The 24,409-nt window shown below is 69.2% G+C and carries 23 protein-coding genes and 1 pseudogene; 20 read left to right on the forward strand and 4 right to left on the reverse strand.

Annotation, left to right across the window (positions count from 1 at the left end; genetic code table 11):
• Window positions 1–46: 46 nt before the first annotated feature.
• The 8 genes from AB0F51_RS31850 to AB0F51_RS31885 all read left to right on the forward strand — a co-directional run bounded on the left by AB0F51_RS31850 (window position 47) and on the right by AB0F51_RS31885 (window position 10,944).
• On the forward strand, window positions 47–2,056 hold the full coding sequence (locus AB0F51_RS31850) for an NADPH-dependent 2,4-dienoyl-CoA reductase (protein WP_360285819.1): 2,010 nt from the start codon (window positions 47–49) through the stop codon (window positions 2,054–2,056).
• A 90-nt stretch (window positions 2,057–2,146) separates the two neighbouring features.
• The gene (locus AB0F51_RS31855; protein ID WP_360285820.1) at window positions 2,147–2,968 is read left to right on the forward strand and encodes an ABC transporter ATP-binding protein; all 822 of its coding nucleotides are present in this window, start codon (window positions 2,147–2,149) and stop codon (window positions 2,966–2,968) included.
• 20 nt (window positions 2,969–2,988) lie between these two features.
• The gene (locus AB0F51_RS31860; RefSeq protein WP_360285822.1) at window positions 2,989–3,963 is read left to right on the forward strand and encodes an iron-siderophore ABC transporter substrate-binding protein; all 975 of its coding nucleotides are present in this window, start codon (window positions 2,989–2,991) and stop codon (window positions 3,961–3,963) included.
• On the forward strand, window positions 3,960–6,056 hold the full coding sequence (locus AB0F51_RS31865; protein WP_360285824.1) for an iron ABC transporter permease: 2,097 nt from the start codon (window positions 3,960–3,962) through the stop codon (window positions 6,054–6,056). The genes AB0F51_RS31860 and AB0F51_RS31865 overlap by 4 nt, the downstream gene beginning before the upstream one ends.
• Window positions 6,057–6,211: 155 nt before the next feature.
• Window positions 6,212–7,498, forward strand: coding sequence for a metallophosphoesterase (locus AB0F51_RS31870; protein WP_360285825.1), 1,287 nt, complete (start codon window positions 6,212–6,214; stop codon window positions 7,496–7,498).
• Window positions 7,499–7,512: 14 nt separating this feature from the next.
• Window positions 7,513–8,751, forward strand: a complete 1,239-nt coding sequence (locus AB0F51_RS31875) for an MFS transporter (protein ID WP_360285826.1) — start codon at window positions 7,513–7,515, stop codon at window positions 8,749–8,751.
• A complete protein-coding gene (locus tag AB0F51_RS31880) occupies window positions 8,748–9,671 on the forward strand; it encodes a hypothetical protein (protein ID WP_360285827.1) in 924 nt (307 codons plus the stop codon). The genes AB0F51_RS31875 and AB0F51_RS31880 overlap by 4 nt, the downstream gene beginning before the upstream one ends.
• Window positions 9,672–9,675: 4 nt before the next feature.
• Window positions 9,676–10,944 (forward strand): YibE/F family protein, encoded by a 1,269-nt coding sequence (locus AB0F51_RS31885; protein ID WP_360285829.1) that lies wholly within the window; start codon window positions 9,676–9,678, stop codon window positions 10,942–10,944.
• A gap of 822 nt (window positions 10,945–11,766) precedes the next feature.
• Here the strand turns inward: AB0F51_RS31885 and AB0F51_RS31890 are convergent.
• The gene (locus AB0F51_RS31890) at window positions 11,767–12,336 is read right to left on the reverse strand and encodes an HhH-GPD-type base excision DNA repair protein (protein ID WP_360285830.1); all 570 of its coding nucleotides are present in this window, start codon (window positions 12,334–12,336) and stop codon (window positions 11,767–11,769) included.
• A 130-nt stretch (window positions 12,337–12,466) separates the two neighbouring features.
• Between AB0F51_RS31890 and AB0F51_RS31895 the strand changes: the two genes are divergently transcribed.
• From AB0F51_RS31895 to AB0F51_RS31905, 3 genes are all read left to right on the forward strand, one after another.
• Window positions 12,467–13,057 (forward strand): TIGR03086 family metal-binding protein, encoded by a 591-nt coding sequence (locus tag AB0F51_RS31895; protein ID WP_360285831.1) that lies wholly within the window; start codon window positions 12,467–12,469, stop codon window positions 13,055–13,057.
• A 67-nt stretch (window positions 13,058–13,124) separates the two neighbouring features.
• Window positions 13,125–14,729 (forward strand): FAD-binding oxidoreductase, encoded by a 1,605-nt coding sequence (locus AB0F51_RS31900; protein ID WP_360285832.1) that lies wholly within the window; start codon window positions 13,125–13,127, stop codon window positions 14,727–14,729.
• A complete protein-coding gene (locus AB0F51_RS31905) occupies window positions 14,726–15,313 on the forward strand; it encodes a TetR/AcrR family transcriptional regulator (RefSeq protein ID WP_360285834.1) in 588 nt (195 codons plus the stop codon). The genes AB0F51_RS31900 and AB0F51_RS31905 overlap by 4 nt, the downstream gene beginning before the upstream one ends.
• On the opposite strand, the gene AB0F51_RS31910 is transcribed toward AB0F51_RS31905, so the two are convergent.
• Window positions 15,310–16,266 (reverse strand): DJ-1/PfpI family protein, encoded by a 957-nt coding sequence (locus tag AB0F51_RS31910; RefSeq protein ID WP_360285835.1) that lies wholly within the window; start codon window positions 16,264–16,266, stop codon window positions 15,310–15,312. The two genes, AB0F51_RS31905 and AB0F51_RS31910, sit on opposite strands and share 4 nt — an antisense overlap.
• A 137-nt stretch (window positions 16,267–16,403) precedes the next feature.
• On the opposite strand from AB0F51_RS31910, the gene AB0F51_RS31915 reads away from it, so the two are divergent.
• Window positions 16,404–17,036 (forward strand): HD domain-containing protein, encoded by a 633-nt coding sequence (locus AB0F51_RS31915; RefSeq protein ID WP_360285836.1) that lies wholly within the window; start codon window positions 16,404–16,406, stop codon window positions 17,034–17,036.
• Here AB0F51_RS31915 and AB0F51_RS31920 read toward each other — a convergent pair.
• Window positions 17,005–18,201, reverse strand: a complete 1,197-nt coding sequence (locus AB0F51_RS31920; RefSeq protein WP_360285837.1) for an FAD-dependent monooxygenase — start codon at window positions 18,199–18,201, stop codon at window positions 17,005–17,007. The genes AB0F51_RS31915 and AB0F51_RS31920 overlap by 32 nt on opposite strands.
• A gap of 145 nt (window positions 18,202–18,346) precedes the next feature.
• Here AB0F51_RS31920 and AB0F51_RS31925 point away from each other — a divergent pair.
• The 8 genes and pseudogenes from AB0F51_RS31925 to AB0F51_RS31960 form a co-directional block, all read left to right on the forward strand.
• A pseudogene (locus AB0F51_RS31925) lies at window positions 18,347–18,442 on the forward strand (GntR family transcriptional regulator); the annotation flags it as partial.
• 492 nt (window positions 18,443–18,934) lie between these two features.
• The gene (locus AB0F51_RS31930; protein WP_360286077.1) at window positions 18,935–19,609 is read left to right on the forward strand and encodes a TetR/AcrR family transcriptional regulator; all 675 of its coding nucleotides are present in this window, start codon (window positions 18,935–18,937) and stop codon (window positions 19,607–19,609) included.
• Between the two features lie 29 nt (window positions 19,610–19,638).
• A complete protein-coding gene (locus AB0F51_RS31935; protein WP_360285839.1) occupies window positions 19,639–20,520 on the forward strand; it encodes a hypothetical protein in 882 nt (293 codons plus the stop codon).
• A gap of 25 nt (window positions 20,521–20,545) precedes the next feature.
• A complete protein-coding gene (locus AB0F51_RS31940) occupies window positions 20,546–21,220 on the forward strand; it encodes an SDR family oxidoreductase (RefSeq protein WP_360285840.1) in 675 nt (224 codons plus the stop codon).
• A 38-nt stretch (window positions 21,221–21,258) separates the two neighbouring features.
• Window positions 21,259–21,525, forward strand: a complete 267-nt coding sequence (locus AB0F51_RS31945) for a hypothetical protein (protein WP_360285841.1) — start codon at window positions 21,259–21,261, stop codon at window positions 21,523–21,525.
• Between the two features lie 211 nt (window positions 21,526–21,736).
• On the forward strand, window positions 21,737–21,943 hold the full coding sequence (locus AB0F51_RS31950) for a hypothetical protein (RefSeq protein ID WP_360285843.1): 207 nt from the start codon (window positions 21,737–21,739) through the stop codon (window positions 21,941–21,943).
• 30 nt (window positions 21,944–21,973) lie between these two features.
• Window positions 21,974–22,258, forward strand: coding sequence for a hypothetical protein (locus tag AB0F51_RS31955; RefSeq protein WP_360285844.1), 285 nt, complete (start codon window positions 21,974–21,976; stop codon window positions 22,256–22,258).
• 17 nt (window positions 22,259–22,275) lie between these two features.
• Window positions 22,276–23,736 (forward strand): LCP family protein, encoded by a 1,461-nt coding sequence (locus AB0F51_RS31960; RefSeq protein WP_360285845.1) that lies wholly within the window; start codon window positions 22,276–22,278, stop codon window positions 23,734–23,736.
• A 13-nt stretch (window positions 23,737–23,749) separates the two neighbouring features.
• Here AB0F51_RS31960 and AB0F51_RS31965 read toward each other — a convergent pair whose 3' ends face one another.
• Complete coding sequence (locus AB0F51_RS31965; protein ID WP_360285846.1) at window positions 23,750–24,376, reverse strand: TetR family transcriptional regulator; 627 nt, start codon at window positions 24,374–24,376, stop codon at window positions 23,750–23,752.
• Window positions 24,377–24,409: the final 33 nt, after the last annotated feature.

Consider the following 24,409-nt stretch of genomic DNA (forward strand, 5'->3'; position numbering starts at 1 on the left):
CCGAGCTCTCGCTCGTGCCGGAGCCGAGCGCCAGCGAGGCGAAGGCATGAGCGAGTACCCGCACCTGCTGGCCCCGCTGGATCTCGGCCACGTCGCCCTGAAGAACCGGGTGATCATGGGCTCGATGCACACCGGTCTCGAGGACCGCGCCAAGGACCTGCCCAAGCTCGCCGCGTACTTCGCCGAGCGGGCTCGCGGCGGCGTCGGCCTGATCGTCACCGGCGGCTACGCCCCGAACCGGACCGGCTGGCTGACGCCTTTCGGCTCGAAGCTGACCTCGCGCCGGGAAGCCCGCGGGCACCGGCTGGTCACCGATGCTGTGCATGCCGAGGGCGGGTTGATCGCTCTGCAGATCCTGCACGCGGGGCGCTACGCCTACCACCCGTTCAGCGTCTCGGCGTCGGCTCTGAAGGCGCCGATCAACCCGTTCAAACCGCGAGCGCTGTCGGACCGCGGCGTCTGGCGACAGATCGCGGCGTACGTCGACTGCGCCGCGCTGGCTCGCGAGGGCGGGTACGACGGGGTCGAGATCATGGGGTCCGAGGGGTACTTCATCAACCAGTTCCTTGCCGAGCGCACCAACAAGCGCACGGATCGCTGGGGTGGCAGCGCGGAGAACCGGCGCCGGCTAGCCGTCGAGATCGTCCGGGGCATCAGGCAACGAGTCGGCCCGGACTTCCTGATCATCTACCGGCTCTCGATGGCCGACCTGGTCGAAGGTGGGCAGGACTGGGACGAGGTCGTTGCGCTGGGCAAGGAGATCGAGGCGGCCGGGGCGTCGATCATCAACACCGGGATCGGCTGGCACGAGGCGCGGGTGCCGACCATCGTCACGTCGGTGCCGCGCGCGGCGTTCACCTCGATCACGGCGTCGTTCCGGCCGCACGTGAAGATCCCGGTGGTGACCTCGAACCGGATCAACCTGCCGCAGGTCGGCGAAGAGGTGCTGGCGCGCGGCGACGCGGATCTGATCAGCATGGCCCGGCCGTTCCTGGCCGACCCGGAGTGGGTGCTCAAGGCAACGAGTAACCGGGCGGACGAGATCAACGTCTGCATCGCCTGCAACCAGGCCTGCCTGGATCATGTCTTCGCCAAGCGCAAGGCGAGCTGCATGGTGAACCCCCGAGCCGCTCGCGAAACCGAACTGGTGCTCCTGCCGACTCGTCGTACCCGCCGGATCGCCGTGGTCGGCGCCGGCCCCGCGGGACTGTCCGCGGCGGTGACCGCGGCCGAACGTGGGCACGAGGTCGAGTTGTTCGAAGCCGACAACGAGATCGGCGGCCAGTTCGGCATCGCCCGGCGGATCCCGGGCAAGGAAGAGTTCGCCGAGACCATCCGGTACTACGAACGCCGACTCGAGTTGACCGGCGTGAAGGTACATCTCGGTCACCGGGCCGTCGCCGCGGACCTGGCAGGCTTCGACGAGGTGATCCTCGCCACCGGGGTCGTCCCGCGCATCCCGTCGATTCCCGGCATCGACCACGAGAAGGTCCTGTCGTACGTCGACGTCGTCCGCCATGGCCGGCCGGTCGGGAAGTCGGTCGCAGTGATTGGTGCCGGCGGCATCGGTGTGGACGTGAGTGAGTTCCTCACCACCCTGGACTCCCCGACCCTGGATCTCGCCGCCTGGAAGGCCGAATGGGGTGTCACCGACCCGCGCTCAGCCCCCGGCGCCCTCACCGAGCCACACCCCGAACCGTCGCCCCGCCAGGTCTTCCTGCTCCAGCGCAAGCCCGGCAAGATCGGCACCGGCCTCGGCAAGACCACCGGCTGGGTCCACCGCGCGGCCCTGAAAAACAAGCGGGTGGAGCAACTCACCGGCGTCAACTACGAACGCATCGACGACGCAGGCCTCCACCTCACCTTCGGCCCCGACCACAAGAACCCCCGAGTCCTCCCGGTAGACACCATCGTCATCTGCGCCGGCCAAGAATCCGTCCGCGACCTAGCCGCTTCTCTAACCACCGCCCACCTGATCGGCGGCGCCGCCCTAGCCACCGAACTAGACGCCAAACGAGCCATCGCCCAAGGCACCGAACTAGCCGCCACCCTCTGACGGGCGCCGAAATGCAGCCGGAACTGTAGTCGGGTGGTTGCTGGTTGTGAGGCTGACATTGGTAGTTAAGGTGAGGCTATCCTTCGGGCCATGCGGGAGTCTGTGGGGCTGGCTGGGGTTGGGCTTTGTCTCGGGTATCACGGGAAGCAGGTGGTGGACGGGGCCTCGTTGGCGATCGCGCCTGCTGCTGTCACCGCGCTCGTGGGCCCGAACGGCAGTGGCAAGTCGACGCTGCTGCGTGCCCTGGCCCGGTTGCACAAGCCCGACGCGGGGGACATCGAGTTCCCCGGCGGTGACTCGGCTCTTGCCTTGTCGTCCAAGGAGTTCGCCCGCCGCGTGACCTTGCTCTCACAGTCGCGGCCGACCCCGAACGGGGTCAGTGTGCGCGACGTCGTCGGGTACGGCAGGCATCCGTACCGCGGGCGCTGGCGGCACGACGATCCCGACGGCAACCGGGCGATCAGCCACGCGATGGGCGTCACCGGTGTCGCCGCGATGGCCGAGCGGGCCGTGGACGAACTGTCCGGTGGTGAGCTCCAGCGCGTCTGGCTGGCCACCTGTCTGGCGCAGGACACCGGCGTCCTGCTGCTCGACGAGCCGACCACCTTTCTCGACCTGCGCTACCAGATCGAGATCCTCGACCTGATGCGCGACCTGGCCGACGACCACGGCGTTGCCGTCGGCGTCGTGCTGCACGACCTGAACCAGGCCGCCGCCGTCGCGGACCGGATCGCGCTGCTCGACAAGGGCACGATCCGCGCCACCGGTACGCCGGCCGAAGTACTGCGGGCGGACGCGTTGTCCGAGACCTACGGGATCCGCATCGAGGTCAGCACCGACCCGTCGACCGGGCTGGTCAGCACCCAACCGGTCGGCAGGCATCTGCACCGACCCCTCCTCAAAACCCACTGAACAAACCGACTGAGGTCCTGATGAAACGAGTCACCGCCCTGGCCGCTGCCGTTCTGGTACTGGCTCTCACCGCCTGCGGTACCAGCGAGAACGTCACCCCGCAGGCGAACAGCAGTGCGACCGCCCAGCCGGTGTCCGTCACCGACGCGCGGAACAAGAAGATCGACCTCAAGGCGCCGGCCGTCAAGGTGGTCGGCCTGGAGTGGGGCGTGGTCGAGAGCCTGATCACCCTCGGCGTGATGCCGGTCGGCGTCGCCGACACCAAGGGGTACAAGGCCTGGGTGAGCGCCGAGAAGCTCGACGACTCGGTCAAGGACGTCGGTACCCGCGGTGAGTCCAGCGTCGACGCCATCGTCGCGCTGAACCCCGACCTGATCATCACCACGACCGACGAGTCGCCGAGCGCGATCGCGCAGATGGAGAAGGCGGCGCCGGTCCTGGTCGTCCGCGGCGCCGACGCGAAGAACCCGATCCCGCAGATGAAGGCGATCGTCGAGCTGATCGGCCAGGCCGTCGGCAAGACCGACCAGGCCAGGACGGTGCTCGCCGACTTCGACAAGAAGCTTGCCGAGGGCAAGCAGAAGATCGCCGCCGCGGGCAAGGCCGGTACGCCGTACACGATGTCCGACGGGTACAAGCAAGGCAGTACGATCTCGATCCGGATGTACACGTCGGGTTCGCTGCTCGGTGCGGTTGCCAACGAGCTGGGCATGAAGAACGCCTGGACCGGTGCCGGGGACAAGGACTACGGCCTGGCCTCGACCGACATCGAGGGCCTGACCAAGCTCAAGGACGGCGAGTTCCTCTACATCGCCAACGACACCGACGGCGGCGACGTGTTCGGCGCGGACCTGGCCAAGAACGCGATCTGGAAGAACCTGCCGTTCGTGAAGAGCGGTAACGTGCACCGGCTGGCGGACGGTATCTGGATGTTCGGCGGGCCGAAGTCGACCGAGCAGTTCATCGACGCGACGGTGCAGGCAGTCACCTCTTGACCCAGCTGACCGCGCCGCGGCAGGACGTCACCACCGCGCCGCTGGAACCGGTACGCCGGGTGCGGGTGGTGGGCGTGTTCGCCGTGGCACTCGTCGCGCTGGTGCTGCTGGCGGCGATCCACCTGACGCAGGGCACGTCCTCGGTGAACGCCGGGGACCTGCTCAGGCTGGCCATCGGCCAGGGCACCGACAACTCCGCGAACGTGCTCGTCGCGTCGCGGCTGCCCCGGCTGCTGGCCGGAGTACTGGTCGGGTTGGCGCTGGGAGTTGCGGGCGCCGGGCTCCAGTCCCTCGCCCGCAACCCGCTCGCCTCGCCGGACACGCTCGGCGTGAACGCGGGCGCCTACCTGGCGGTTGTGGTATTCGCCGCTTTCGGAATCTCACTGCCGACGCTCCCGTCCGGCGGGGTTGCCTTCCTCGGCGGCTTGGCGGCCGCAGTACTGGTGCTGGGGCTGTCGGCGGGTGGTACTGCCGGCCCGACGCGGTTGATCCTGGCCGGGTCGGCCGTCGCGATGGCGCTGGCCGGGCTGACCACGCTGCTGCTCTTGCTGTACCGCGAACAGACGATCGGCACGTTCGCGTGGGGGAGCGGCACGCTGGTGCAGACCGACCTCGACGCGGTCAAGCAGATGGCGCCGGTCGTTGCCCTTGGCATCTTTTGCGCGATGATGCTGGCGGCAAAGCTGGACATCCTTGCCCTGGGCGACGACACGGCCGCCGTGCTCGGCGTCCGGGTTCGTCGGACCCGTGTGCTGATCACCCTGGTGACGGTGCTGCTCTCGGCCGCGGCGGTCACTGTCGCAGGTCCGGTGGGATTCGTCGGCCTGGTCGCGCCGGTGCTGGTCCGGTTGGTCGCCCCGCTCGTCCCCGGGCTGATGCGCCACCGGGTGCTGCTCCCGCTCTCAGGGCTGGCGGGCATCTTGGTGGTGCTCGCGTCAGACGTCGTACTGCGGGCGATCCTCGGCGGTCAGGCCGGGGTGGAGATCCCGACCGGCATCATGACCATGCTCGTCGGCGCGATTGTGCTGGTGTGGCTGGCTCGCCGATTCCGCGACTCCGGTCCCAGCCGGCAACAGGCCGGTGGTGGCGGCAGCGGGCTGCGGACCTTGCGGACGTTCTGGATCGTCACCGGCACGCTGACCATCCTTCTCGTTGGCGCGCTCGTGTTTGCGATGCTCGCGGGCGACGCGTTCCTGCGGACGGGCGACATCGTCAACTGGATCAACGGCCGGTCCGGCCGCGCGATCACCTACGTGCTCGACCAGCGCTTCCCCCGCGTTCTGTCGGCCGTCCTGTGTGGGGCGGCGCTCGCGATCGCCGGTGCCACCGTGCAGGCCGTCTGCCGCAACCCGCTGGCCGAGCCTGGCATCCTCGGCAGCACCGGTGGTGCCGGAGTCGGCGCCGTCATCGTCCTGCTGGCCGTCCCGACGGCCGGGATCTGGCTGCTGTCCGGCGTCGCCGCGGCGTCGGCACTGGCCACCTTCGCGCTGGTCTATCTGGTCTCCTGGAGGGGTGGGCTCAGTTCGGACCGGTTGGTGCTGATCGGGGTCGGCGTCTCGTCGGCGACGACCGCGATCATCACCTTCGTCATCATCTACGCCGACCCGTGGAACATCGCCCTGGCGATGACGTGGCTGTCCGGCAGCACCTACGGACGGACGTTGCCGCAGGTGATCCCGGTCGCGGCCGCGTTGCTGGTCCTCACGCCGGTGATCGTGTGGGCTCGCCGTGAGCTGGACCTGCTCTCGCTGGACGACGACATCCCGCGCATCCTCGGCGTACGGCTGGAGCGGACCCGGCTGATCGCTCTGGGCGGCGCCGCGCTCATGACGGCTGCCGCTGTCTCGGCGATCGGGGTCGTGGGTTTCGTCGGCCTTGTTGCTCCGCATGCTGCGCGGGCTCTGGTGGGTGCACGGCATGCGCGGTTGCTGCCGGTCGCGGCGCTGCTGGGCGCAGTACTGGTGAGTGTCGCGGACAGCCTCGGGCGGACGCTGCTGGCGCCGGCGCAGATCCCGGCGGGGCTGCTGACGGCTTTGATCGGCGCTCCGTACTTCGTCTATCTGCTCTGGCGGACGCGCGCCGTAAAACTCTGAACGGTCGGGGAAAAGACGGGCTCCGGGCGGGGCTTCACGCGTTGTTCATTCAGTGAACATCGCTGCGTGCGTTCCGGGGTGGTTGCTGATTGTGCTCAGCCCGCTACTTTGCTGTTCATCGAAGCCTGGTCCCCCTACCGCCCCGAGGTGGAATCATGAGCGTGCTGAAAAGACCTTCCCGCCGTACTGCGATCGCGGCGCTGATCACCGGCGGATTGCTGGCCGGCGGTCTGACCACCGTCGCCACCGTCTCGTACGGCGACGCGCGGCCGGCCGCCGCGGCGCTGCAGCCACAGCCGGACACGATCGTTCCTGGTGAGCAGCTCCAGCTCGCCGAAGCCGGTGCCAAGACGGTGGCGGTCAACGCCGCCGCGGCGAAGGCTGGGTCTCAGCAGATCTGCGCCGACGCGGACTCGCGATGGGTTCGGCTCCGTTTCAAGGAACTGAGTTTGACGGGTAAGGACACAGTGACTGTCACCGGGTCGCGTGGCGGGAGTTCGACGCTCAAGGCAACCAACTGGTGGGGGAAAGCCTTCTACACCAGGGCTTTGCAGGGCAACTGCGTGACGGTGACGCCGAGCTTCGCGTCGTCTGCCAGCAGCTATCGGGTCGACGCCTACCAGGCTGGCACCTTGGCAACAGTCGTGGTCGCGGCCGCTGGTGACATCTGCGGCTCGGCCTGCAACCAGACGCGGCCGGTGGTGGAGAACATGAACCCGACCGCGGTGATCACCGCCGGCGACAACGCTTATGACAGTGGCACGTTGTCGGAGTTCAACACGAAGTACCACCCGCAGTGGGGCGTCTTCAAGAGCAAGACCTTCCCGACGCCGGGCAACCACGAGTACTACACGTCTGGCGCCAACGGGTACTTCGACTACTTCAACGGTGTCGGTCAGAACACGGGCCGGGCCGGTGATCGCAGCAAGGGCTACTACAGCTTCGATGTCGGCGACTGGCACTTCGTCGCGCTGAACTCGAACATCGCGAAGACCAGCACCAGCACGCAGGTCCAGTGGTTGCGCGCTGATCTCGCGGCGAGCACCAAGCCCTGTACTGCGGCGTACTGGCATCACTCCCGCTTTGCCGCCGGCAACTACAGCGACAACACGTCGGTACAGCCCTTCTTCCAGGCGCTCTACGACTACAAGGCCGACCTGGTGATCAGTGGGCATGACCACAACTACATCCGCTTCGCCCCGTCGAAGCCGGACGGCACCCGCGACACTGTCAACGGAGTACGCCAACTGCTGATCGGCACCGGCGGCAAGGGCTTGTACGGCTCCGGCGGCACCACGCGCGCGACGATCGAGGCGAAGAACTACAGCACCTTCGGCGTAGGCAAACTAACCCTCACAGCCACCGGCTACACAGCCGACTTCGTCCCAGTAGCCGGCCGAACCTTCACGGACACGGTCCAAGGCACCTGCCACCCGAAATGATGTACCTCTCCAACATGCGAGCGGCAGACACCGCCCGCACAGCTGAACCCTCCGCGCCCGCCGCCCGTACAACCGGGCGGCGGGTGTCCGGAACGGTTGTTGCGTTGGGGCTCGTGAGTCTGGCGACGGATGCGTCGGCTGAGATGGTTACGGCGATTCTTCCGCTCTATTTGATGTACGCGCTTGGGCTTGGGTTTTTGCAGTTGGGGGCGTTGGATGCGCTTTACACCGGCGCGACAGCGGTGCTTCGGCTGGGTGGTGGGCATGTGGCTGATCGGTTGGGGCGGCCCAAGGCGGTTGCGGTCGCCGGGTACGGCCTGTCCGCGGTGACCAAGCTCGGACTGCCGGCGGTCGGCGGCTCTCTGTCCGGGCTGAGCTCGGTGATCGCCGTCGACCGCGCGGGCAAAGGCATCCGCACCGCACCTCGTGACGCCCTCATCTCGTTGTCCACACCAGTCGAGGACCTCGGCCGCGCATTCGGCGTCCACCGTGCGCTCGACACCGCCGGCGCCTTGCTCGGTCCGTTGCTCGGTTTCGCGATCATCGCTGCGATCCCGGGCGGCTACGACGTCGTCTTCAGTACGAGTTTCTGCCTGGCAGCAATCGGCGTACTGATCCTCGTCTTCTTCGTCACCCAACCGCGAACCCCAGTGAGCCGCGCAGCAACCAGCATCCGAGCCGCCTTGGCCGCAGCCACCGCACCACAACTCCGCAGACTGATCGTCGCAGCCGGACTCCTCGGCCTGGTCACCGTCGGCGACATGTTCCTGTACTTCTCAGTCCAACGCACAGCCGGCCTCCCACCCGCAGTCCTCCCGCTCCTGCCACTCGGTACTGCGCTGACCTTCATGCTCGCCGCCATCCCGCTCGGCCGACTCGCCGACCGCATCGGCCGCTGGAAGCTCTTCCTCCTCGGCCACGGCTTGCTGCTAGCCGCATACCTCCTCATCGCCGCCAACGCACAAGGTCGGGTGACAGCGGCTGTCATCCTGCTACTCCACGGACTCTTCTACGCAGCAAGCGACGGTGTGCTGATGGCGTACGCCGGACCGTTGATCCCGGCAACCGTGCGCGCGACCGGAATGGCAGTAGTCCAAACGGCGCAGGCCGTCGCGCGAGCTGTCGGCGCCCTGGCCTTCGGCGCGATGGCCGCACTGGTCCAACCGGACGCGACCTTTGCACTCTTCGCCGTCGCCCTCGCGCTGGCGATCGCCGCGGCCGCATGGCTCTGCCGTCAGGAGCCGGTCCGATGAGCCGCAGCAGGATCGTTGCCGGCATCACCTTGATCGCCGTCGTGGTTGCCGCAGGCATCGGCTACCTCGGCTGGCGGGTCGCGGCCACCCGACCAGCCGCCGCGCAAACCGGGATCCAACTCGACCGATCCGGCACGATCCTGTACGTCGAACCAGGCACCGACCGAGTCCGGCAAGTCGATGACACCACAATCGTCGGCACCGGACCCACCTGCCAACGGGCCTATGCGAGCGGCGGCACCATGGCCTGCCTGCGCGCGACCGCAGTACCGATGGCGTCCGAGGTCGACCTCATCGATGGCTCCGGGAAGAAGACCGTCCAGGTCTGGGGGAATCCGAGTCGCGTGCGGGTGTCACCATCTGGTCGGCTCGCCGCCTGGACGGTGTTCCGTTCGGGAGACAGCTACCTCGCGGCCGGCGGCTTCTCCACGACGGCGGGGATCTACGACTTGCGGAGTGACACGCAGTACGGGTCGCTCGAGGACTTCACGGCGTACGTCGACGGGAAGCCGTATCGGGCGGCGGACGTGAACTACTGGGGTGTGACGTTCGCCGCTGACGACGTGACGTTCTACGCGACGATGGCGTCGAAGCGGAAGACCTGGCTGATGCGCGGCGATCTGCGGAACCGGACCCTGACGGCGCTGCGGGAGAACGTCGAGTGTCCGTCGCTCTCGCCGGACGGTGGGCGGATCGCGTACAAGTTCCGCTCGGGCCAGCAGTGGCGGCTGCACGTGCTGACGTTGGCGACCGGCGCCGACACCGCCTTGGCCGAGACAGCGCACATCGACGACCAGCCTGCCTGGCTCAATGACAACACGGTTGCCTATGGCAAGCAGGCGCAGGTGTTCGCAGTACCGGCTGATGGGCGCGGGCAACCACGCAAGCTGCTCGCTGGTTCGTCACCGGCGGCCTGGTAGCGCGATGGGGCAACATCACGGTCCGGTCGGGCAGATAGGGCGACGGACTCGCCTGCTGGTGCTCGGGTTGTTGCTGCCGCTACTCGGGTTGACCGTCGTGCTGCTCGTCGTACTGCGGCCGAGTGGCGACCTCGAGGTCGATGCGTTGCAGAGCGCGAAAGCCAAAGGAGTGGTGACGGCGGTCGTGCCGTGCCCGCTCGCGCCGGACGAGTGCGACCGCGCGACCGTCAAGCTGACGGGAGGCGACGGCGCCGGGACGGTCGTGACTGCTCGCGCGGTGAGGCATCCGCTCGTACCGCGGGTAGAGACCGGGCAGCGCATCCTGCTCGGGGTGGTCGAGGCAGCCGACCCGGCAGACCGCTACCTGTACGTCGATCAGGATCGCAGCCGGCCGTTGCTGTGGCTGGCCGGGCTGTTCGCAGCAGCCGTCATTGCGCTGTCCCGCTGGCGCGGGCTTGCGGCGCTGGGGGCGTTGGCGGTGACGGCGGTGGTGCTGACGCAGTTCGTACTGCCTGCCATCTTGTCGGGCTCGGATCCCTTGCTGGTGGCGGTTGTCGGCGGTACGGCGATCATGGTGCTCGCGTTGTACCTGACGCATGGGATCAGCGTGCATACGTCGGTGGCGTTGCTGGGGACGATGGGCGCGCTGATGCTGACCGCGGTGCTGGGGGAGGTGTTCCTGCGGCTGACCCGGATCAGCGGGCTCAGCGCGGACGGCGCGTCCGAGGTGGCGTCGTACGTGCCTGGTGTGGACGTGAAGGGGTTGCTGATCGCCGGACTGGTGATCGGAGCGCTCGGCGTACTGGATGACGTGGCCATCACGCAGACGGCCGTGGTGTGGGAGCTGTCCGCGGCCAAGCCGACTGCCACTCGGCGGGAGCTCTTCGGAGCGGGACTGCGGGTAGGGCGGGCGCATGTGGCGGCTGTGGTCAACACGCTGGTGCTTGCGTACGCCGGGGCTGCGCTGCCGATGCTGATGTTGTTCAGCATCAGTGGGGTGCCGGAGAGCTATGTGCTGTCGACCGAGCGGGTTGCTGTCGAGGTGGTGCGTGCTCTGGTTGGCGGGTTGGGGATTGTGGCCGCAGTACCGATCACTACTGCGCTGGCCGCGGCTGTGGTGCGGTCAGGTCCAGTCCCAGGCGAGGGTGTGGATGCCGGGCGCCGGGTCGAGGACGGCGAAGGCGGCGGTGTGGCTGGCGCCGACGGAGAGCTCGGTGACGGGGCCGCTGTCGCTGACCGTGGAGCGGTAGCTGCGGCAGACGCGGGCCGGTAGTACCGACGGGGCGAACGAGACCTGCAGGGAGAAGTCGCGTAACGACTGCTGGACCCGCTGGTTGTGCCACGTGTCCGGCAGGCTGGTGTGGACGGTGTAGTGCAGTACTGCGAGTTCGCCTGCGCTGAGCGGACGGTCGAGGAGCAGTTCGAAGGTGGTGAAGCCGGTCGGCTCGTCATGGCGTTGCCGGCCGACGCGGCAACCGCGGGTGCCGGTGATCTTGAGCGGCTCGGTCGTACTGGAGTCGCTGCGGAAGGCGACGATCTTGCGGTCCACACCGTCGACGTCGGCACGGGCGACCAGGTGGTGGCCGATCGAGTCGAGTCGCCGGTCGGCGTCGACGCTCAGGTGAAGATGGAGCCCGAGCTGAGCGAACTGGTGGAACACGTCGAGACTGCTCCCCATCCGCTGCAGCGCCCGGGCCAGCCCGTCGGGACGCGCCCACGCCTGGTCCGGTCTCAGCGCGCCCGGCTTCTGGACGAGCCAGCGCCCGCGCGGCCGCGGCGGACCGAGCAACGCGGCCAACGCGCCGCTGTCGAGTCCGAGGATCTCCTCGATCGCGCTCAGCGCCCGCAGGGACTCCGGACGCTCAGGCTGATTGCGCCCATGCTGCCAATAACTCAACGCCGTCTTGCTGACCGGCGTCCCGCGCTCGCGCAGCTTGAACTGCAACCGATCCAGACTCAACCCACTGGCCCGCACCGCCAACCGCAACGCCACACAGAACGGCCCCCGAACCAGCGCCTCCTCCAGCCGCACACTGTCAGCCGCGGCGTCACCGCTCGCTCCGTGTGTGGTGGTGGGCGGCATGGCGGTGACGTGTCAGCTGGCAGCTTGTTTGGCGGCGGCTTTTTGTTCTTGCTTGAACTGACGGACCTTGAGGAGTGAGTCGGCGTCGACGACGTCGGCCACCGAGCGGTAGCCGTCCAGGGCGTAGTCGCCGGCCACGGCCTCCCAGCCGGGCGGGCGGACGCCGAGCTGTTTGGCCAGCAGGGCGACGAAGATCTTCGCCTTCTGCTTGCCGAAACCGGGCAGCTCCTGGACCCGCTTGAACAACTCCTGCCCGGTGGTCGCCTCGGTCCACAGTCGCGTCACGTCACCGTCGTACTTCGACTCGACCAGCGCGGCCAGCTCCTGCAGCCGGGCCGACATCGAGCCGGGGAACCGGTGAATGGCCGGCGGTTGGCTGCAGAGTTCCTTGAACGCCTCCGGCTCGGCCGCGGCGATGGCGGCCGGGTCGAGGTTGCCGAACCGGCTCAGCACCTTCCAGCCACCCCGGAACGCGTGCTCCATGCCGTACTGCTGGTCCAGCATCATGCCGACCACGACGGCGAACGGATACTCGTCGAGGACCTGGTCGGCGGCCGGTTCGTTAGCGATCTGGAAGCCCATGCCGCCGATTCTCGCACCACCAGGGCCGAGGGTTAACCCGTGTGGCTGCGGCGATCCACGCCGAAAGCCGGGCGGGCGGGTGAATCGCGGCCTATGCTCAGCGAGGGCAGGACGACGGGGAGGAGCGCGGATGGACATCCGGGATCTGGATCGGCGGGCCGGCACGGTACTCGGCGAGGTGGTCACGCAGGTGCGCCCTGAGCACCTGTGGTTCCCCACCCCCTGCCCCGACTGGACGGTGCACGGCCTGCTGCGGCACATCGTCAGCGAGAACGAAGGCTTCGCCGCGGCGGCGATCGACGGTTCGGCCCCGGTCCAGGTCTGGACCGGCGGGCGGCTCGGCGACAACCCCGCGGGCGCCTACCGCCGCTCGAACGTCCGCGTCGCCGAGGCGTTCGCCGATGGCGGCGCGCTGGACCGGCCGATGGAGGTCCGCGAGTTCGGCACCTTCCCGCGCCGGGTCGCGCTGACCTTCCGGCAGTTGGACTGCGTGGTGCACGCGTGGGACCTGGCGCGCGCCATCGACGCGCCGTACGACCCACCGCAGGACATGGTGGAGATGGCGCTCACGCTGGCCCGCCGGATCCCCGACACCGACTCCACCCGCGGCCCCGGCGCCGCCTTCGAACGCAGCGTCAAAACCCCTGGCAATGCCTCCGACCTGGCCACCCTGCTCGGCCTGCTCGGCCGCAACCCCGACTGGGTCTCGCCCCTCGACTGAGTCAATTGACTCTGCAGTAATTTACCGTAGAGTCAATTCCTCGATCCGGTTTCGAGGGGGTAGGTCTGTGACGAGATCGTGGTGGGGCTGGGGGAACGTCGAGGACGCGGTGGTCGGCGCCGAGCGAGCCGCGCTGACCGAACGCGTGGCGGCGCTGCTCCCCGACGCGGACCTGACGGTGCACGAGCCGCCCTCGACGGCCTCGCTGGAGGTCCCAGCGTCCCGGATTCAGGCGCCTGCTCCGCTGGCCGCGCTGGCGTCGCAGGACATCGCCGATCGGGTTGCGCACGGACGCGGGCAGGCCTTCCGGGACGTGGTCCGCAACCTGCTCGGCCGCGTCAGCGACGTACCGGATCTCGTACTACGGCCGGAAACCGAGCAGGACGTGTTCGCCATCATCGACTGGTGCGGTTCGGCTGGAATCGCGCTCATCCCGTACGGCGGGGGCACCTCGGTGGTGGGCGGCGTGGAGCCACGGAACTCCGCCGGCTACGCGGGTGCGGTCTCGCTGGACCTGGGACGGTTGGACCAGGTCATCGAGATCGACCGGACCAGCCGGGCGGCTCGCATCCAGGCGGGAATTCTCGGCCCGGCGCTGGAGGCAGGGCTGCGGCCCGCCGGTCTGACCTTGCGCCACTTCCCGCAGTCGTTCGAGTTCTCGACGCTCGGCGGCTGGCTGGCCACCCGGGCCGGCGGGCACTATGCAACGGTCTACACCCACATTGACGACTTGGTCGAGTCGATGCGGGTGGCGACCCCGGTCGGAGTCAGTGAGTCGCTCCGGCTGCCGGGCTCCGGGGCCGGTCCGTCGCCGGACCGGATGTTCCTGGGGTCGGAGGGCATCCTCGGGGTGATCACCGAAGCCTGGATGCGGGTTCAGGACCGGCCGCGCTGGCGGGCCGGCGCATCCGTGGTGTTCGACGACTACGGCAAGGCGGTCGCGGCCACCCGCACGATCGCGCAATCGGGCTTGTTCCCGACGAACTGCCGGTTGCTGGATCCGGTCGAGGCCTTCCTGAACGCCGGGACTCAAAGCGCCGGCGGCGTACTGGTGCTGGGGTTCGAGTCCGCCGATCATCCGGTCGAAGAGTCGATGCGCCGGGCCGAGACCATCTGCCGCGACCATGGCGGACAAGCTCCCGACGGGATCAGCGTCACTGACGCGGCCGACGAGGCTGCCCGGCCGGGCGCGGCCGAAACCTGGCGCTCGTCATTCCTGCGGATGCCCTATCAACGCGACGCGCTCGCCGCGCAGTCGATGATCGTGGAAACCTTCGAAACCGCCTGTACCTGGGACCGTTTCGACGACCTGCGCGCTGCCGTCCTCAACGCGGCGATGGCAGCGTTCGCCGCCACCGGGACGGTCGGGGTGGTCAGCTGCCGCTTCTCGCACGTCTACCCCGACGGGCCGGCGCCGTACTTCGGCGTGTATGCCGCCGGACGGTGGGGGCAGACCGTCGAGCAGTGGGACGAGATCAAGCTCGCCGTCTCCGAAGCGCTGGCTGCCAACGGCGCCACGATCACGCATCACCATGCCGTCGGCCGTGATCACCGCCCCTGGTACGACCGCCAGCGTCCCGACCCGTTCGCGGTCGCCCTCCGCGCGGCGAAGTCGGCCCTCGACCCCGCCGGCATCCTCAACCCGGGCGTCCTGATCGACCCGATCCGATGAGCCGGCCGGGCACCAAAGGTGTCCCGCGCGAGCAACGCGAACAGCAGATCCTCGAGATCGCCACCGCCGAGTTCGGCAGCCGCGGGTACGCCTACACCTCGCTGACCGACATCGCTACCGCCGCCGGAGTCTCCAAGCCGCTCATCTACACGTACTTCGGCTCCCGCGACGGCTTGCATGCAGCTTGCGTCCAGCAGGCGGGCAGGAGTCTCGTCGACGCGGTCGCGTCCGCCCAGACCGTACCGGGTCCAGGCAAGGCGCTCGCGACCCTGACCGCGATCTTCCACGCTCTCGACGGGCACACCCAGAACTGGAAGCTCATCTACGACAGCACCCTGCCTCGCCCGAGCGAGGCTTACGCGGTCGCCCGTGGATACCAGGACGCCCTCAACACCATGGGCGCGGAAGGCGTCGCCGAGGTTCTTGCCGGGGGCAACGATGTCGAGGATCGGTCGCTGCTGCTCGCGCTCTGGTTCAGCATCGTGTCCACCACCATCAGCTGGTGGAGCGAGCACCCCACCCAAACGCCCCAGCAGATGACCGATCGGTGCCGGCGACTGTTCGCTGCCGTCACCTCGGGTTAGACGCCGGTGGTGTGGAAGCGGGCTCGGTAGCTGCCGGGGGTGATGTCGAGCAGGCGGGCAAAGGCCCGGCGGAGGGTTTCGGGAGAGCCGAGACCGACCTGGCGGGCGATCACGTCCAGCGGAGCTGTGGTTGCCTCCAGCAACTGCTGGGCGGCTTCCACCCGGACTTTCTCGACGAAACGCGCCGGCGTGGTGCCGACCTCGTCGTGAAACAGCCTGGTCAGGTGCCGGGCGCTGACTCCGGCAGCGGTGGAGAGACTTTCCAGGCTGTGGTCACCGGCCGGCTCGGCGGTGATGCGGTCCAGGAGCTTGCGGATCAGTTCGTTGCGCGCCTGACCGGCGCTCAGCCGGACGCTGAACTGCGACTGCCCACCCGGCCGTTGCAGGAACACCACCAGCTGCTTGGCCACCAGCCGCGCCGTCGCCGCGCCCAGATCCCGCTCCACCAGGGCGAGCGCGAGGTCGATCCCCGAGGTCACCCCGGCCGACGTGATCACCGGCCCGTCCTGGACGAAGATCGCGTCGCTGTCCACCTCGACCAGCGGGAACCGCCGGGCCAGCTGGTCCGCGAGTTCCCAGTGCGTCGTGGCCCGCCGGCCGTCGAGCAACCCGGCTGCCGCCAAGGCGAAGGCACCCGCGCAGACTGACGCAGTACGGGCTGACTGGCCGGCCAGGCGGCGGATCTGGTCGAGCAGCCCGCCATCACTGATGGTGTGCAGCCAGTTGGGTCCACCCGGTACTACGAGGGTGGCGCCGCGCGCGTCGGCTGCCGACAGGCTGAGATCGACGCCGAGCCTGGTCCCGGTGTTCGCCACGACATCCTGCCCGTCCGGCGAGGCCAGGCGGGATCGGTAGTCACCGCCCTGCTCGTTGGCGACCGCGAAGACCTCCAGCGGTCCGGTCACGTCGAGCAGCCGGACTCCGTCGTAGACGACCACCAGCACATCAGGCACGTCACGAGTATGCGGTGCTGATTCCTTCCCCACCCCACCTCCCCGGTCGTCCGGATCGGAGGGATCCCTGTCCGGAACCAGCCGACCGTCGTACCGGCTCGCCCGTGAGGCTGGAGATCGACCTACTAGGAGGACAGATGTCCAGCATCGCAGGCATTGCCATCCCGGACAGCAAGCTCGCCACCGAGGCAACCGAGCTCGTCCGGGATCTCACCGACGACCTGATCTACGACCACTCCCGCCGGGTGTTCCTGTTCGGCTCGCTGAACGGGAAGGAGCTGAAGTACGACCCGGAGCTGCTGTACGTCGGCGCCATGTTCCACGACCTCGGGCTGACCAGCCGCTACCGCGACTCGATGCAGCGGTTCGAGATCGACGGCGCCGACGCGGCCGCCGACTTCCTGCGCGGTCACGGCATCGGTGACGGCGAGACGCGGTTGGTGTGGACGGCGATCGCGCTGCACACCACGCCGGAGATCCCGCGGCACCTGGCGCCCGAGATCGCGTTGGTGACGGCGGGGGTCGAGGCGGACGTACTCGGTCTCGGCCTCGACACCATCTCCGCGGCAGCCCGGGCCGAGGTGGTCGCGGCGCATCCGCGGCCGGACTTCAAGAACCGCATCCTGGCAGCGTTCACCGAAGGCCTCGAGCACCGCCCGGCGAGCACCTTCGGCACGGTGAAGGCCGACGTGCTCGACCGTTTCGTCCCGGGCTTCGAGCGGACCAACTTCGTCGACGTCATCCTCGATTCGTCGTGGCCGGACTCTTGAGGGTGATGGCGTCGGGCTGGGTGGCGGCGAGTTTGGCGAGTAGGGGGCGGAACGGGCGGGACATCATCAGCCGGGTCGAGGCGTCGCGCAGCCGGATCCCCAGGGCGGTCATCGGCATCGCCATCTTGACCCCACCAGGCGGCAACTCCATCCGCTGCTCGACGTACGGCTGCAGCTCTCGCTGGTACGCCGGGAACGCGCGCGCGTGGTCGCCGTCGTACGCCGCGAGTTCGCCTGCCAGCACGTAGGCGCCGACCAGCGACAGCGCAGTACCGTGGCCGGCCAGTGGTGAGCCGCAGTACCCGGCGTCGCCCAGCAGGACGATCCGGCCGCGCGACCACTCCGGTACGACGACGCGGCTGGTGGTGTCGAAGTAGAAGTCGTCCGCGTCGTGCAGCGCGTCGAGCAGGTACGGGGCGTGCCAGCCGACGCCGGCGAACGTCTTGGTGAGCAGGTCCTTCTGCTCGGCCTGCTTGAGCCGGGGGAGCAGCGGAGACCTGAAGCTGAGCAGGGCTTTCGCGTACTGCGGGTCGTGGTCCGGCCGCAGCCCGACCCAGCGGCCGCCCGGCGCCGAGTGGATCTTCATCCAGCCGTCGAGCGGCTCGGGAGTCTTGACGGTGAAGAACGAGCCGTAGCCGCCGAGGTGTTCGACGTACTGCGCCTCCGGGCCGAACGCCAGCGACCGGACGCGCGAGTGCACGCCGTCGGCGCCGACCACCAGGTCGAAGCGACGCTCGGCGCCGCTGCGGAACGTGACCTGTACGCCGGTGTCGTCCTGGTCGAGCTGGGTGATCGAGTCACCGTAGAGGTACTCGACGCCGGTCGAGGTGGCATCGAGCAGGATCTTCGAGAGGTCGCCACGGAGGATCTCGATCTCGGCGACCGGGCCGGCCCCGTCGAGGAAGTCGGCCGGCATCGCGGCGGTCCGGCGGCCGTCGGCGCGGACGTAGGCAAGGCCGCGTTCGTGCATCCGGCGATCGAGGACGGCGGGCATCAGGACCATCCGCTCGACCACCTCACGGGCGATCCCGCGGACGTCGACGGTCTGGCCGCCCGGTCGCGGGGCTTCGGCGAGCTCGACGACGGTCGGCTCGAACCCGGCCCGCCGCAACCAGAAGGCGAGCGCGGGACCCGCGATACCGGCGCCGGAGATGAGGATCTTCATGGTGATTCCTTCCGCTGGGGGTAGTGCACATACGGTGTATACGTGACAGAGTCACAGATCTACGGGTGCGCCGTCGGGGTGCACTAGTTCGGAGGAACCCATGCCCGCGCCGTACCAGGAGATCGCCGCCGAGATCCGCCGCCTGATCGCCACCGGAAAACTCCAGCCAGGCGACCGCATCCCCTCCACCCGCGCACTAGTGCGCACCCACGGAATAGCCATGGCCACAGCCACCAAGGTCCTAGCCACCCTCCACCAAGAAGGCCTAACCCAACCCGTCCCCGGCGTAGGCACCGTGGTCGCCCCAGCCGGCCACCCAGGTGGAACAGCCGGCATTGGCCGCAGCGGAGCGGCCGGCGCACCCGGGCAGTCCGGCAACCGAGCTGGCAGCGGCGGACCAGTCGGCACCCACGCCTTCCCTCCCGGCTCCGCGCTCCACACCGGCGGCGCAGCCGGCTCCGCCGGGCGAGTGGGCGGGGGCGTCGCCAGCGGAGGGCCGGGTGCCCATGCCTTCCCGCCAGGCTCTGCGCTCCACACTCGCGGCGCCGGCGGCGCGGCCGGCCCAGCCGGCCCAGCCGGGCGAGCGGGCGAGGGAGTTGCCGGCGGTGGGCCCGGCGGAGCCCGCGTCTTCCCCCCTGGTTCTGCGCTCCACACTCGCGGCGCAGGCTCCGCGTTCCGCGCTCGGGGTGCGGGTAGCGCACCCGGCTCTGACGGGGTGGCAGGTGGAGTGGGGTTGAGTCGGGAGGGGGTGGTGGGGGCTGCTGTGGGGATTGCTGATCGGGAAGGGTTGGCGGGGTTGTCGATGCGGCGGGTGGCGGGGGAGTTGGGGGTTTCGACTATGGCGCTCTACCGGTATGTGGGGGGTAAAGAGGCGCTGGTGCTGCAGATGGTGGATGCGGCGATCGGGGAGTTTCCGTTGCCGGCTCAGCGGCCGGCGAGTTGGCGGGCCGGGATCGAGACGGCCGCGCGGCAGCAGTGGGCGGCGTACCGGGCTCATCTGTGGCTCGCGAGCGCGGTCACCCTCGGACGCCCGCAGATGCTGCCCAACCTCCTGCCGCACACCGACGCCGTACTGCGTGCCGTCGCGGGCTTCGGCGTCGACCCGGCGACCTCCATGTATGCCGCGATCACCGTGTTCGGCTACGTCCGCGGCGTCGCGCTCAACCTCGAACCGGAGGCGCAGGCCGAGCAGGACACCGGGATGACGGCGGACGAGTGGGCGAAGGGCCAGGCGGACCGGCTGGCGGCGATGGTGGCCGAGCAGGATCTGGCCGGGTTCCGCGCTCTGCTCGGCCCCGAGGAGTTCGACTTCGACTACGAGCTGGACCAGTTGTTCGAGTTCGGGCTGGGAATCGTGCTCGACGGGCTGGCCGTGAAGCTGCAAAGGATGCGGACGCCGCTACGCTGAGTATCGGCAGCACGACGCGAGGAGGTGCGATGGGCCCGGAACCGGTGTTCGCGCCGGACGTGCCGGTGGAGGTCCGCCGGTTGTTCGAGCGCAAGCCCGAGCTCTTCGTGCCCGCGAGCCGGCCGAAGCCGAAACGGCAGACCTCCTGGTCGACCGAGCCGGCCGCGACCTTCGGCTCGTTGCTGGTCTGGCTCGCGGTCTGTGTCGGCGGCTGGATCCTCGCGCTGATCATCTTCGCGATGACCCTGCCGACGGCCGTCGCCGCCTGGTCCGCGCTCGTGCTCGCAGTGGTCGCCGTCGTCACCACCGGCGCGGTCGCTGTCGGCTCCGCGGTCGAGAACCGCAGTCAGAAGGCCGTCCGGCTGCAGCACGGTAAGTACTTGCTGGCCGAGGATTTCGACGAGGAGTCCGCCCGGTTGCTGGCCCGCGCCCAGCGCGCCGTGAAATCGGTGCTAGAGGCAACAGTCACCCAACGCGGCCTGCTCGACGACGTGAAGAACGAGCTCGTCCTCCCGGAGCAGCTCTGGGACATCGGCCAGATCCTGCACGAGCAGTCCGTACTCCGCGCCCGCCAGCGCGAAGTGGCGAGCGGGATGGCGACAGCCGAGCTGGAAGCCGTGCTCGGCCCGCAACGCCGCGCACTCAGCCGCTCGGTCGACGCCATCAAACGCAAGATCGAGCTACTCGAGCGGTACGCCGACCGCGTCCGCTCCGCCGATGCGGCCCTGCGAGCCGAAGCCGCCCTCGAAGACGGCGACCGCTACATCGAACTCCTCGCCCGAACCGAACCAGTCGGCGACACCTCCGTAGTACAAGGCTTCGCCGACGAAGCAGCCATCCTCAAAAACACCCTCTCCCAAACCATCGCCGCAGCCCGAGCCGCCGGCCAAACCCTCGCCCTCCCGGAGTAAGGCGCGAGGCGATTAGGCTGCGGGGATGACTGGGACCGTGGTTGTTGCTGGAGGCACCGGGGCGTTGGGGGCGGCGGTGACTGCGGAGTTTTTGGGGGCGGGGTGGCGGGTCGTCGTGCCCGGGCGGTCGGAGGAGTCGCTGGGCGCGCTTCCGAAGGCTGAAGGGCTGCAGACGGTGGTCGCGGATCTGGCTGATCCGGCGGGTGCTGCGGAGGTTGCGCGGGTGGCTGGTGCGGATGAGGGTGCGCCGGTGCGGGCGTTGGTGAATCTGGTGGGCGGGTTCGCTTCCGGCGGGCGGGTGCATGAGACGCCGATCGAGGAGTTCGAGGCGCAGTTCGCGCTCAACCTTCGGCCGACGTACCTGGTGACGCAGGCCGTCCTGCCGCTGCTGGTCGCCGCGGGTGGTGGATCGATCACCTGTACGTCGAGTGGCGCGGCGCTGAAGCCGTTCTCGGGAGCGGCCGGCTACGTCACCTCGAAGGCGGGCGTGCTCGCGTTGGTCGACGCGCTGGCGGTCGAGTACAAGAAGGACAACGTGCGGGTGAACGCCATCCTGCCGGGCGTCATCGACACCCCGGCGAACCGGCGTGAGATGCCGTCGGCGGACACCTCGAAGTGGACGCCGCCGGCCCAGATCGCCACCGTACTGCGTCTGCTCGCCGAGACTCCCGGCGTGACGGGCGCTCATCTGCCGGTCTGACTTGCGCTGTATTCGAATGTGTGTGCGATGCTTGATCCATGGGGAGCAACAGGCGCTATCCGCGCGAGCCGCCGCCTGACAACCGCCGCCGGCACTGCTGGGTGCTCGGTACTGCGTACGAGCGCGGGCCCTGGCCGGGGCTGATCCTCGAGTGGCGCCGGAACAACGCCGACGACTGGATGGCGCGGGTCGTGTACGTGCCGAATCCGAAGGAGGCGAAGTCGGTCGAGGCGTGGTTCGCGGCCGGCCTGCTGCGGCCGCTGGACCCGACGCGGGTGCCGCAGGGGCAGGTGGACTTCCGCTGAAGGTAAACCGTTTGAGCGTCCGCGGCGTCTGAAGAAGTGTGCGGCTTGGGTACCGGTCGCAGGAACCTTCGGGCGACAGGGGAGTCCATGGGGCGTCGTTCCCGCGCAAAGCGCACCCAAGAACCCCGCACGCCCGCCACCGCTGGGACGAACCCTCCTGTCGGGTCCGGGGATCAGGAGCAGGCCGTCGACGGCCGCGATGGTGAGAGCGGTGGCGCTGGGGGCAATGCCGACGAGGCGGCTCGGGCTGCTCGGGCTGCTCGGAACGACGTTGGGGGTGACGCCCGCGAGGCGGCTCGGGCTGCTCGGAACGACGTTGAGGGTGACGCCCGGGGGGCGGTTGGCTCGGGTCGGGCCGGTGACCTTGTGGCCGGGCTTGCTGGCGCGGATGCTGGAGGGGCGAGTGGCGCTGACCTGAATCGCGCCGTTGGCGCTAGGGCAGGTGCCGGTGGCGGCCGTGATAGCGGGAGCCAAGGCGGCGCGGGCGGAGGCGCTGGGGGTGGTGGGGACCGGGGCGGAGGCGGCGAAGGCGCTGGGGGTGGTGGGGACCGGGGCGGAGGCGGCGAAGGCGCTGGGGGTGGTGGGAACCGGGGCGGTGGGGGCGGCGTCGGTACTGGTGACGGTGGGAGCCTGGGGGACGGGGGAGTTGTGGGGGACGGGGTTGGGTGGGATCGAGGGGCGGCTGAGCGGTTGGCTCGGCGGGCTCGGTCGGTGCCACGGGCGTTGGGGTTGACGCTGCTAGGTGCGTTGGTGCCCGGCCTTGGGTTGATTCTTGGTGGGCGTAAGCGGCTGGGTGTGTTCGTGCTGACGGTCTCGGCCGGACTGGTCGGGCTTGGGGTGTACGTCGGGCTCACCCGGCGGGACGAGGTGCTCGCGGCTGCCGTCGTACCGAGTCGGTTGCTGGCCACCAGTCTGGTGATCGGCGTCATCGCGCTGTCCTGGATCGCCGTGATCGTCGGCTCGCACCGTTTGTTGCGTCCGGCAACTGTCGCGCCTGGCGGACGGGCGGTCGGCGCGGTGTTCGTGGGCATCCTGTGTTTCGCCGTCACCGCACCCGCGGCGGTCGCCGTGCAGAGCGTGCTGGCGCAGCGCGACCTGGTCCAGGACGTGTTCGTCTCGCAGGAGGAGAGCAAGAGCGCGACCCGGCCGAAGACGGTCAACGTGAAGGACCCGTGGGAGAACCGGCCGCGGCTCAACCTGCTGCTGCTCGGCGGGGACGACGCCGAGGACCGGGTCGGCGTCCGCACCGACACCGTGATCGTCGCCAGTATCGACACCGCGACCGGCGACACCGCGCTGATCTCGATGCCGCGGCAGCTCACCTTCATGCCGTTCCCGAAGGACTCGCCGCTGCACAAGTTCTACCCGAACGGGTTCGGCAAGGAAGGGCTCAGCCTGGAAGGCCGGCTGGAGTGGATGCTGACCGCGATGTACCAGAACATCCCGGACGCGCATCCCGGCATCCTCGGCCCGTCCGACAACGAGGGCGCCGACGTGCTGAAGCAGTCGGTGGGCGAGGCGGTCGGGCTCAAGCTCGACTACTACCTCCAGGTCAACCTGCAGGGCTTCGACCAGATCGTCGACGCGCTCGGCGGGATCACGGTCAACGTCAACGAGCGGGTCGCGATGGGCGGCGTCAGCAGCGCGGGCATCCCGCCCAGCCAGTGGATCGAGCCCGGCCCGAAACAGCATCTGGACGGCCGTCGCGCGCTCTGGTTCGCCCGCGGCCGGTACGGCGCCGACGACGACCAGCGGCAGATCCGGCAGCGGTGCACGATCAAGGCGATCGTCGATGCCGCCGACCCGCGGACGCTGGCGACGAAGTACCAGGCGGTCGCGAAGGCGGGCAAGAACCTGCTGCGGACGGACATCCCGCAGGAGCTGTTGCCGGCGTTGATCCAGCTGGCGAGGAAGGTGAAGGCGGGCACGGTGTCGAACGTGTCCCTGGACGTCTCGAAGCTGCGCCTCAAGTACCTCCACCCCGACTACGAGGGCCTGCGCAAGACCGTCGCCGCGGCACTCGCCCCGAAGAACGAGCAGCCGGCCACTACCCCGACGGAGACCCCGAGCGCGACCCCGTCGGAGACACCGAGCACGAAGTCGCCGAAGACCCTCGCCCGACCCGGCACCGGCAAGGCCACGCCGCCCGCTCCCACCGAAGACCTCGCCGACGCCTGCGCCTACAACCCCAACGGCGACCAGCCCAACTGATCAACCCGCCCGATCAGCCAGCAGAGTCATCCCCAGCCGGTGCGGGGACCGGGCGGCCGAAGAGCGCGGTGGCCACTGCAGCGAGATGCGGGGCCAGGTCATCAAGGCCGGCCTTGGTGAGCTCCGGAGTGCCGACCGCTGTGCGCAGAATGCCAATGCCCAGCAGCCAAGCGCCGAACAGCTCGGTCCGCAGCGCCGCGTCATCGTTGCCCTCGGCAAGCTCCTCGAGTGCGCCGAGATACCCGTCGCAGACCTGCTGACGAACCCGGTCGCGCATGTCCTCGTGACCGGCCGACCGCAGCATCGCGATCAGTGGATGCTCCCCGGCGTACTCCGCCCAGTCCTCGAACACGAGTTGCTGCAGCAACTTCCCTGGCAACTCCTCGACCGGCCCCGACGGCAGGACGAGGGGCTCCGACGAACCCGCCATCGCCTCGGCGAACAGGTTCGACTTCGACCCGAAGTACCGGAACACCAGGGCCGCGTCGACCCCGACGTCGCTGGCGACGTCGCGCACGCTGGCGCCGTCGTACCCGTCGCGGGCGAACCGCAGCCGCGCGCACTCCAGCAACCGCGCCCGGGTCGCCTCCCGGTCCCGCTTGTGCGCCACCGTCGCCTCCAAGTCATCGATCGTTGACATGGTACTCCGCGGCTGCCTACAGTGAAGCCAAGT

The sequence above is a fragment of the Kribbella sp. NPDC023855 genome (genome assembly GCF_040639475.1).
Lineage (GTDB): Bacteria > Actinomycetota > Actinomycetes > Propionibacteriales > Kribbellaceae > Kribbella.

What these genes read in the sequence shown, in the direction of transcription:
- AB0F51_RS31965 (WP_360285846.1), bottom strand. Translation starts at nt 24,376, where the DNA reads ATGTCAACGATCGATGACTTGGAGGCGACGGTGGCGCACAAGCGGGAC.
- AB0F51_RS31945 (WP_360285841.1), top strand. Translation starts at nt 21,259, where the DNA reads ATGGGGAGCAACAGGCGCTATCCGCGCGAGCCGCCGCCTGACAACCGC.
- AB0F51_RS31895 (WP_360285831.1), top strand. Translation starts at nt 12,467, where the DNA reads ATGGACATCCGGGATCTGGATCGGCGGGCCGGCACGGTACTCGGCGAG.
- AB0F51_RS31875 (WP_360285826.1), top strand. Translation starts at nt 7,513, where the DNA reads ATGCGAGCGGCAGACACCGCCCGCACAGCTGAACCCTCCGCGCCCGCC.
- AB0F51_RS31885 (WP_360285829.1), top strand. Translation starts at nt 9,676, where the DNA reads ATGGGGCAACATCACGGTCCGGTCGGGCAGATAGGGCGACGGACTCGC.
- AB0F51_RS31870 (WP_360285825.1), top strand. Translation starts at nt 6,212, where the DNA reads ATGAGCGTGCTGAAAAGACCTTCCCGCCGTACTGCGATCGCGGCGCTG.
- AB0F51_RS31850 (WP_360285819.1), top strand. Translation starts at nt 47, where the DNA reads ATGAGCGAGTACCCGCACCTGCTGGCCCCGCTGGATCTCGGCCACGTC.
- AB0F51_RS31855 (WP_360285820.1), top strand. Translation starts at nt 2,147, where the DNA reads ATGCGGGAGTCTGTGGGGCTGGCTGGGGTTGGGCTTTGTCTCGGGTAT.
- AB0F51_RS31940 (WP_360285840.1), top strand. Translation starts at nt 20,546, where the DNA reads ATGACTGGGACCGTGGTTGTTGCTGGAGGCACCGGGGCGTTGGGGGCG.
- AB0F51_RS31905 (WP_360285834.1), top strand. Translation starts at nt 14,726, where the DNA reads ATGAGCCGGCCGGGCACCAAAGGTGTCCCGCGCGAGCAACGCGAACAG.
- AB0F51_RS31935 (WP_360285839.1), top strand. Translation starts at nt 19,639, where the DNA reads ATGGGCCCGGAACCGGTGTTCGCGCCGGACGTGCCGGTGGAGGTCCGC.
- AB0F51_RS31920 (WP_360285837.1), bottom strand. Translation starts at nt 18,201, where the DNA reads ATGAAGATCCTCATCTCCGGCGCCGGTATCGCGGGTCCCGCGCTCGCC.
- AB0F51_RS31890 (WP_360285830.1), bottom strand. Translation starts at nt 12,336, where the DNA reads ATGGGCTTCCAGATCGCTAACGAACCGGCCGCCGACCAGGTCCTCGAC.
- AB0F51_RS31860 (WP_360285822.1), top strand. Translation starts at nt 2,989, where the DNA reads ATGAAACGAGTCACCGCCCTGGCCGCTGCCGTTCTGGTACTGGCTCTC.
- AB0F51_RS31915 (WP_360285836.1), top strand. Translation starts at nt 16,404, where the DNA reads ATGTCCAGCATCGCAGGCATTGCCATCCCGGACAGCAAGCTCGCCACC.
- AB0F51_RS31880 (WP_360285827.1), top strand. Translation starts at nt 8,748, where the DNA reads ATGAGCCGCAGCAGGATCGTTGCCGGCATCACCTTGATCGCCGTCGTG.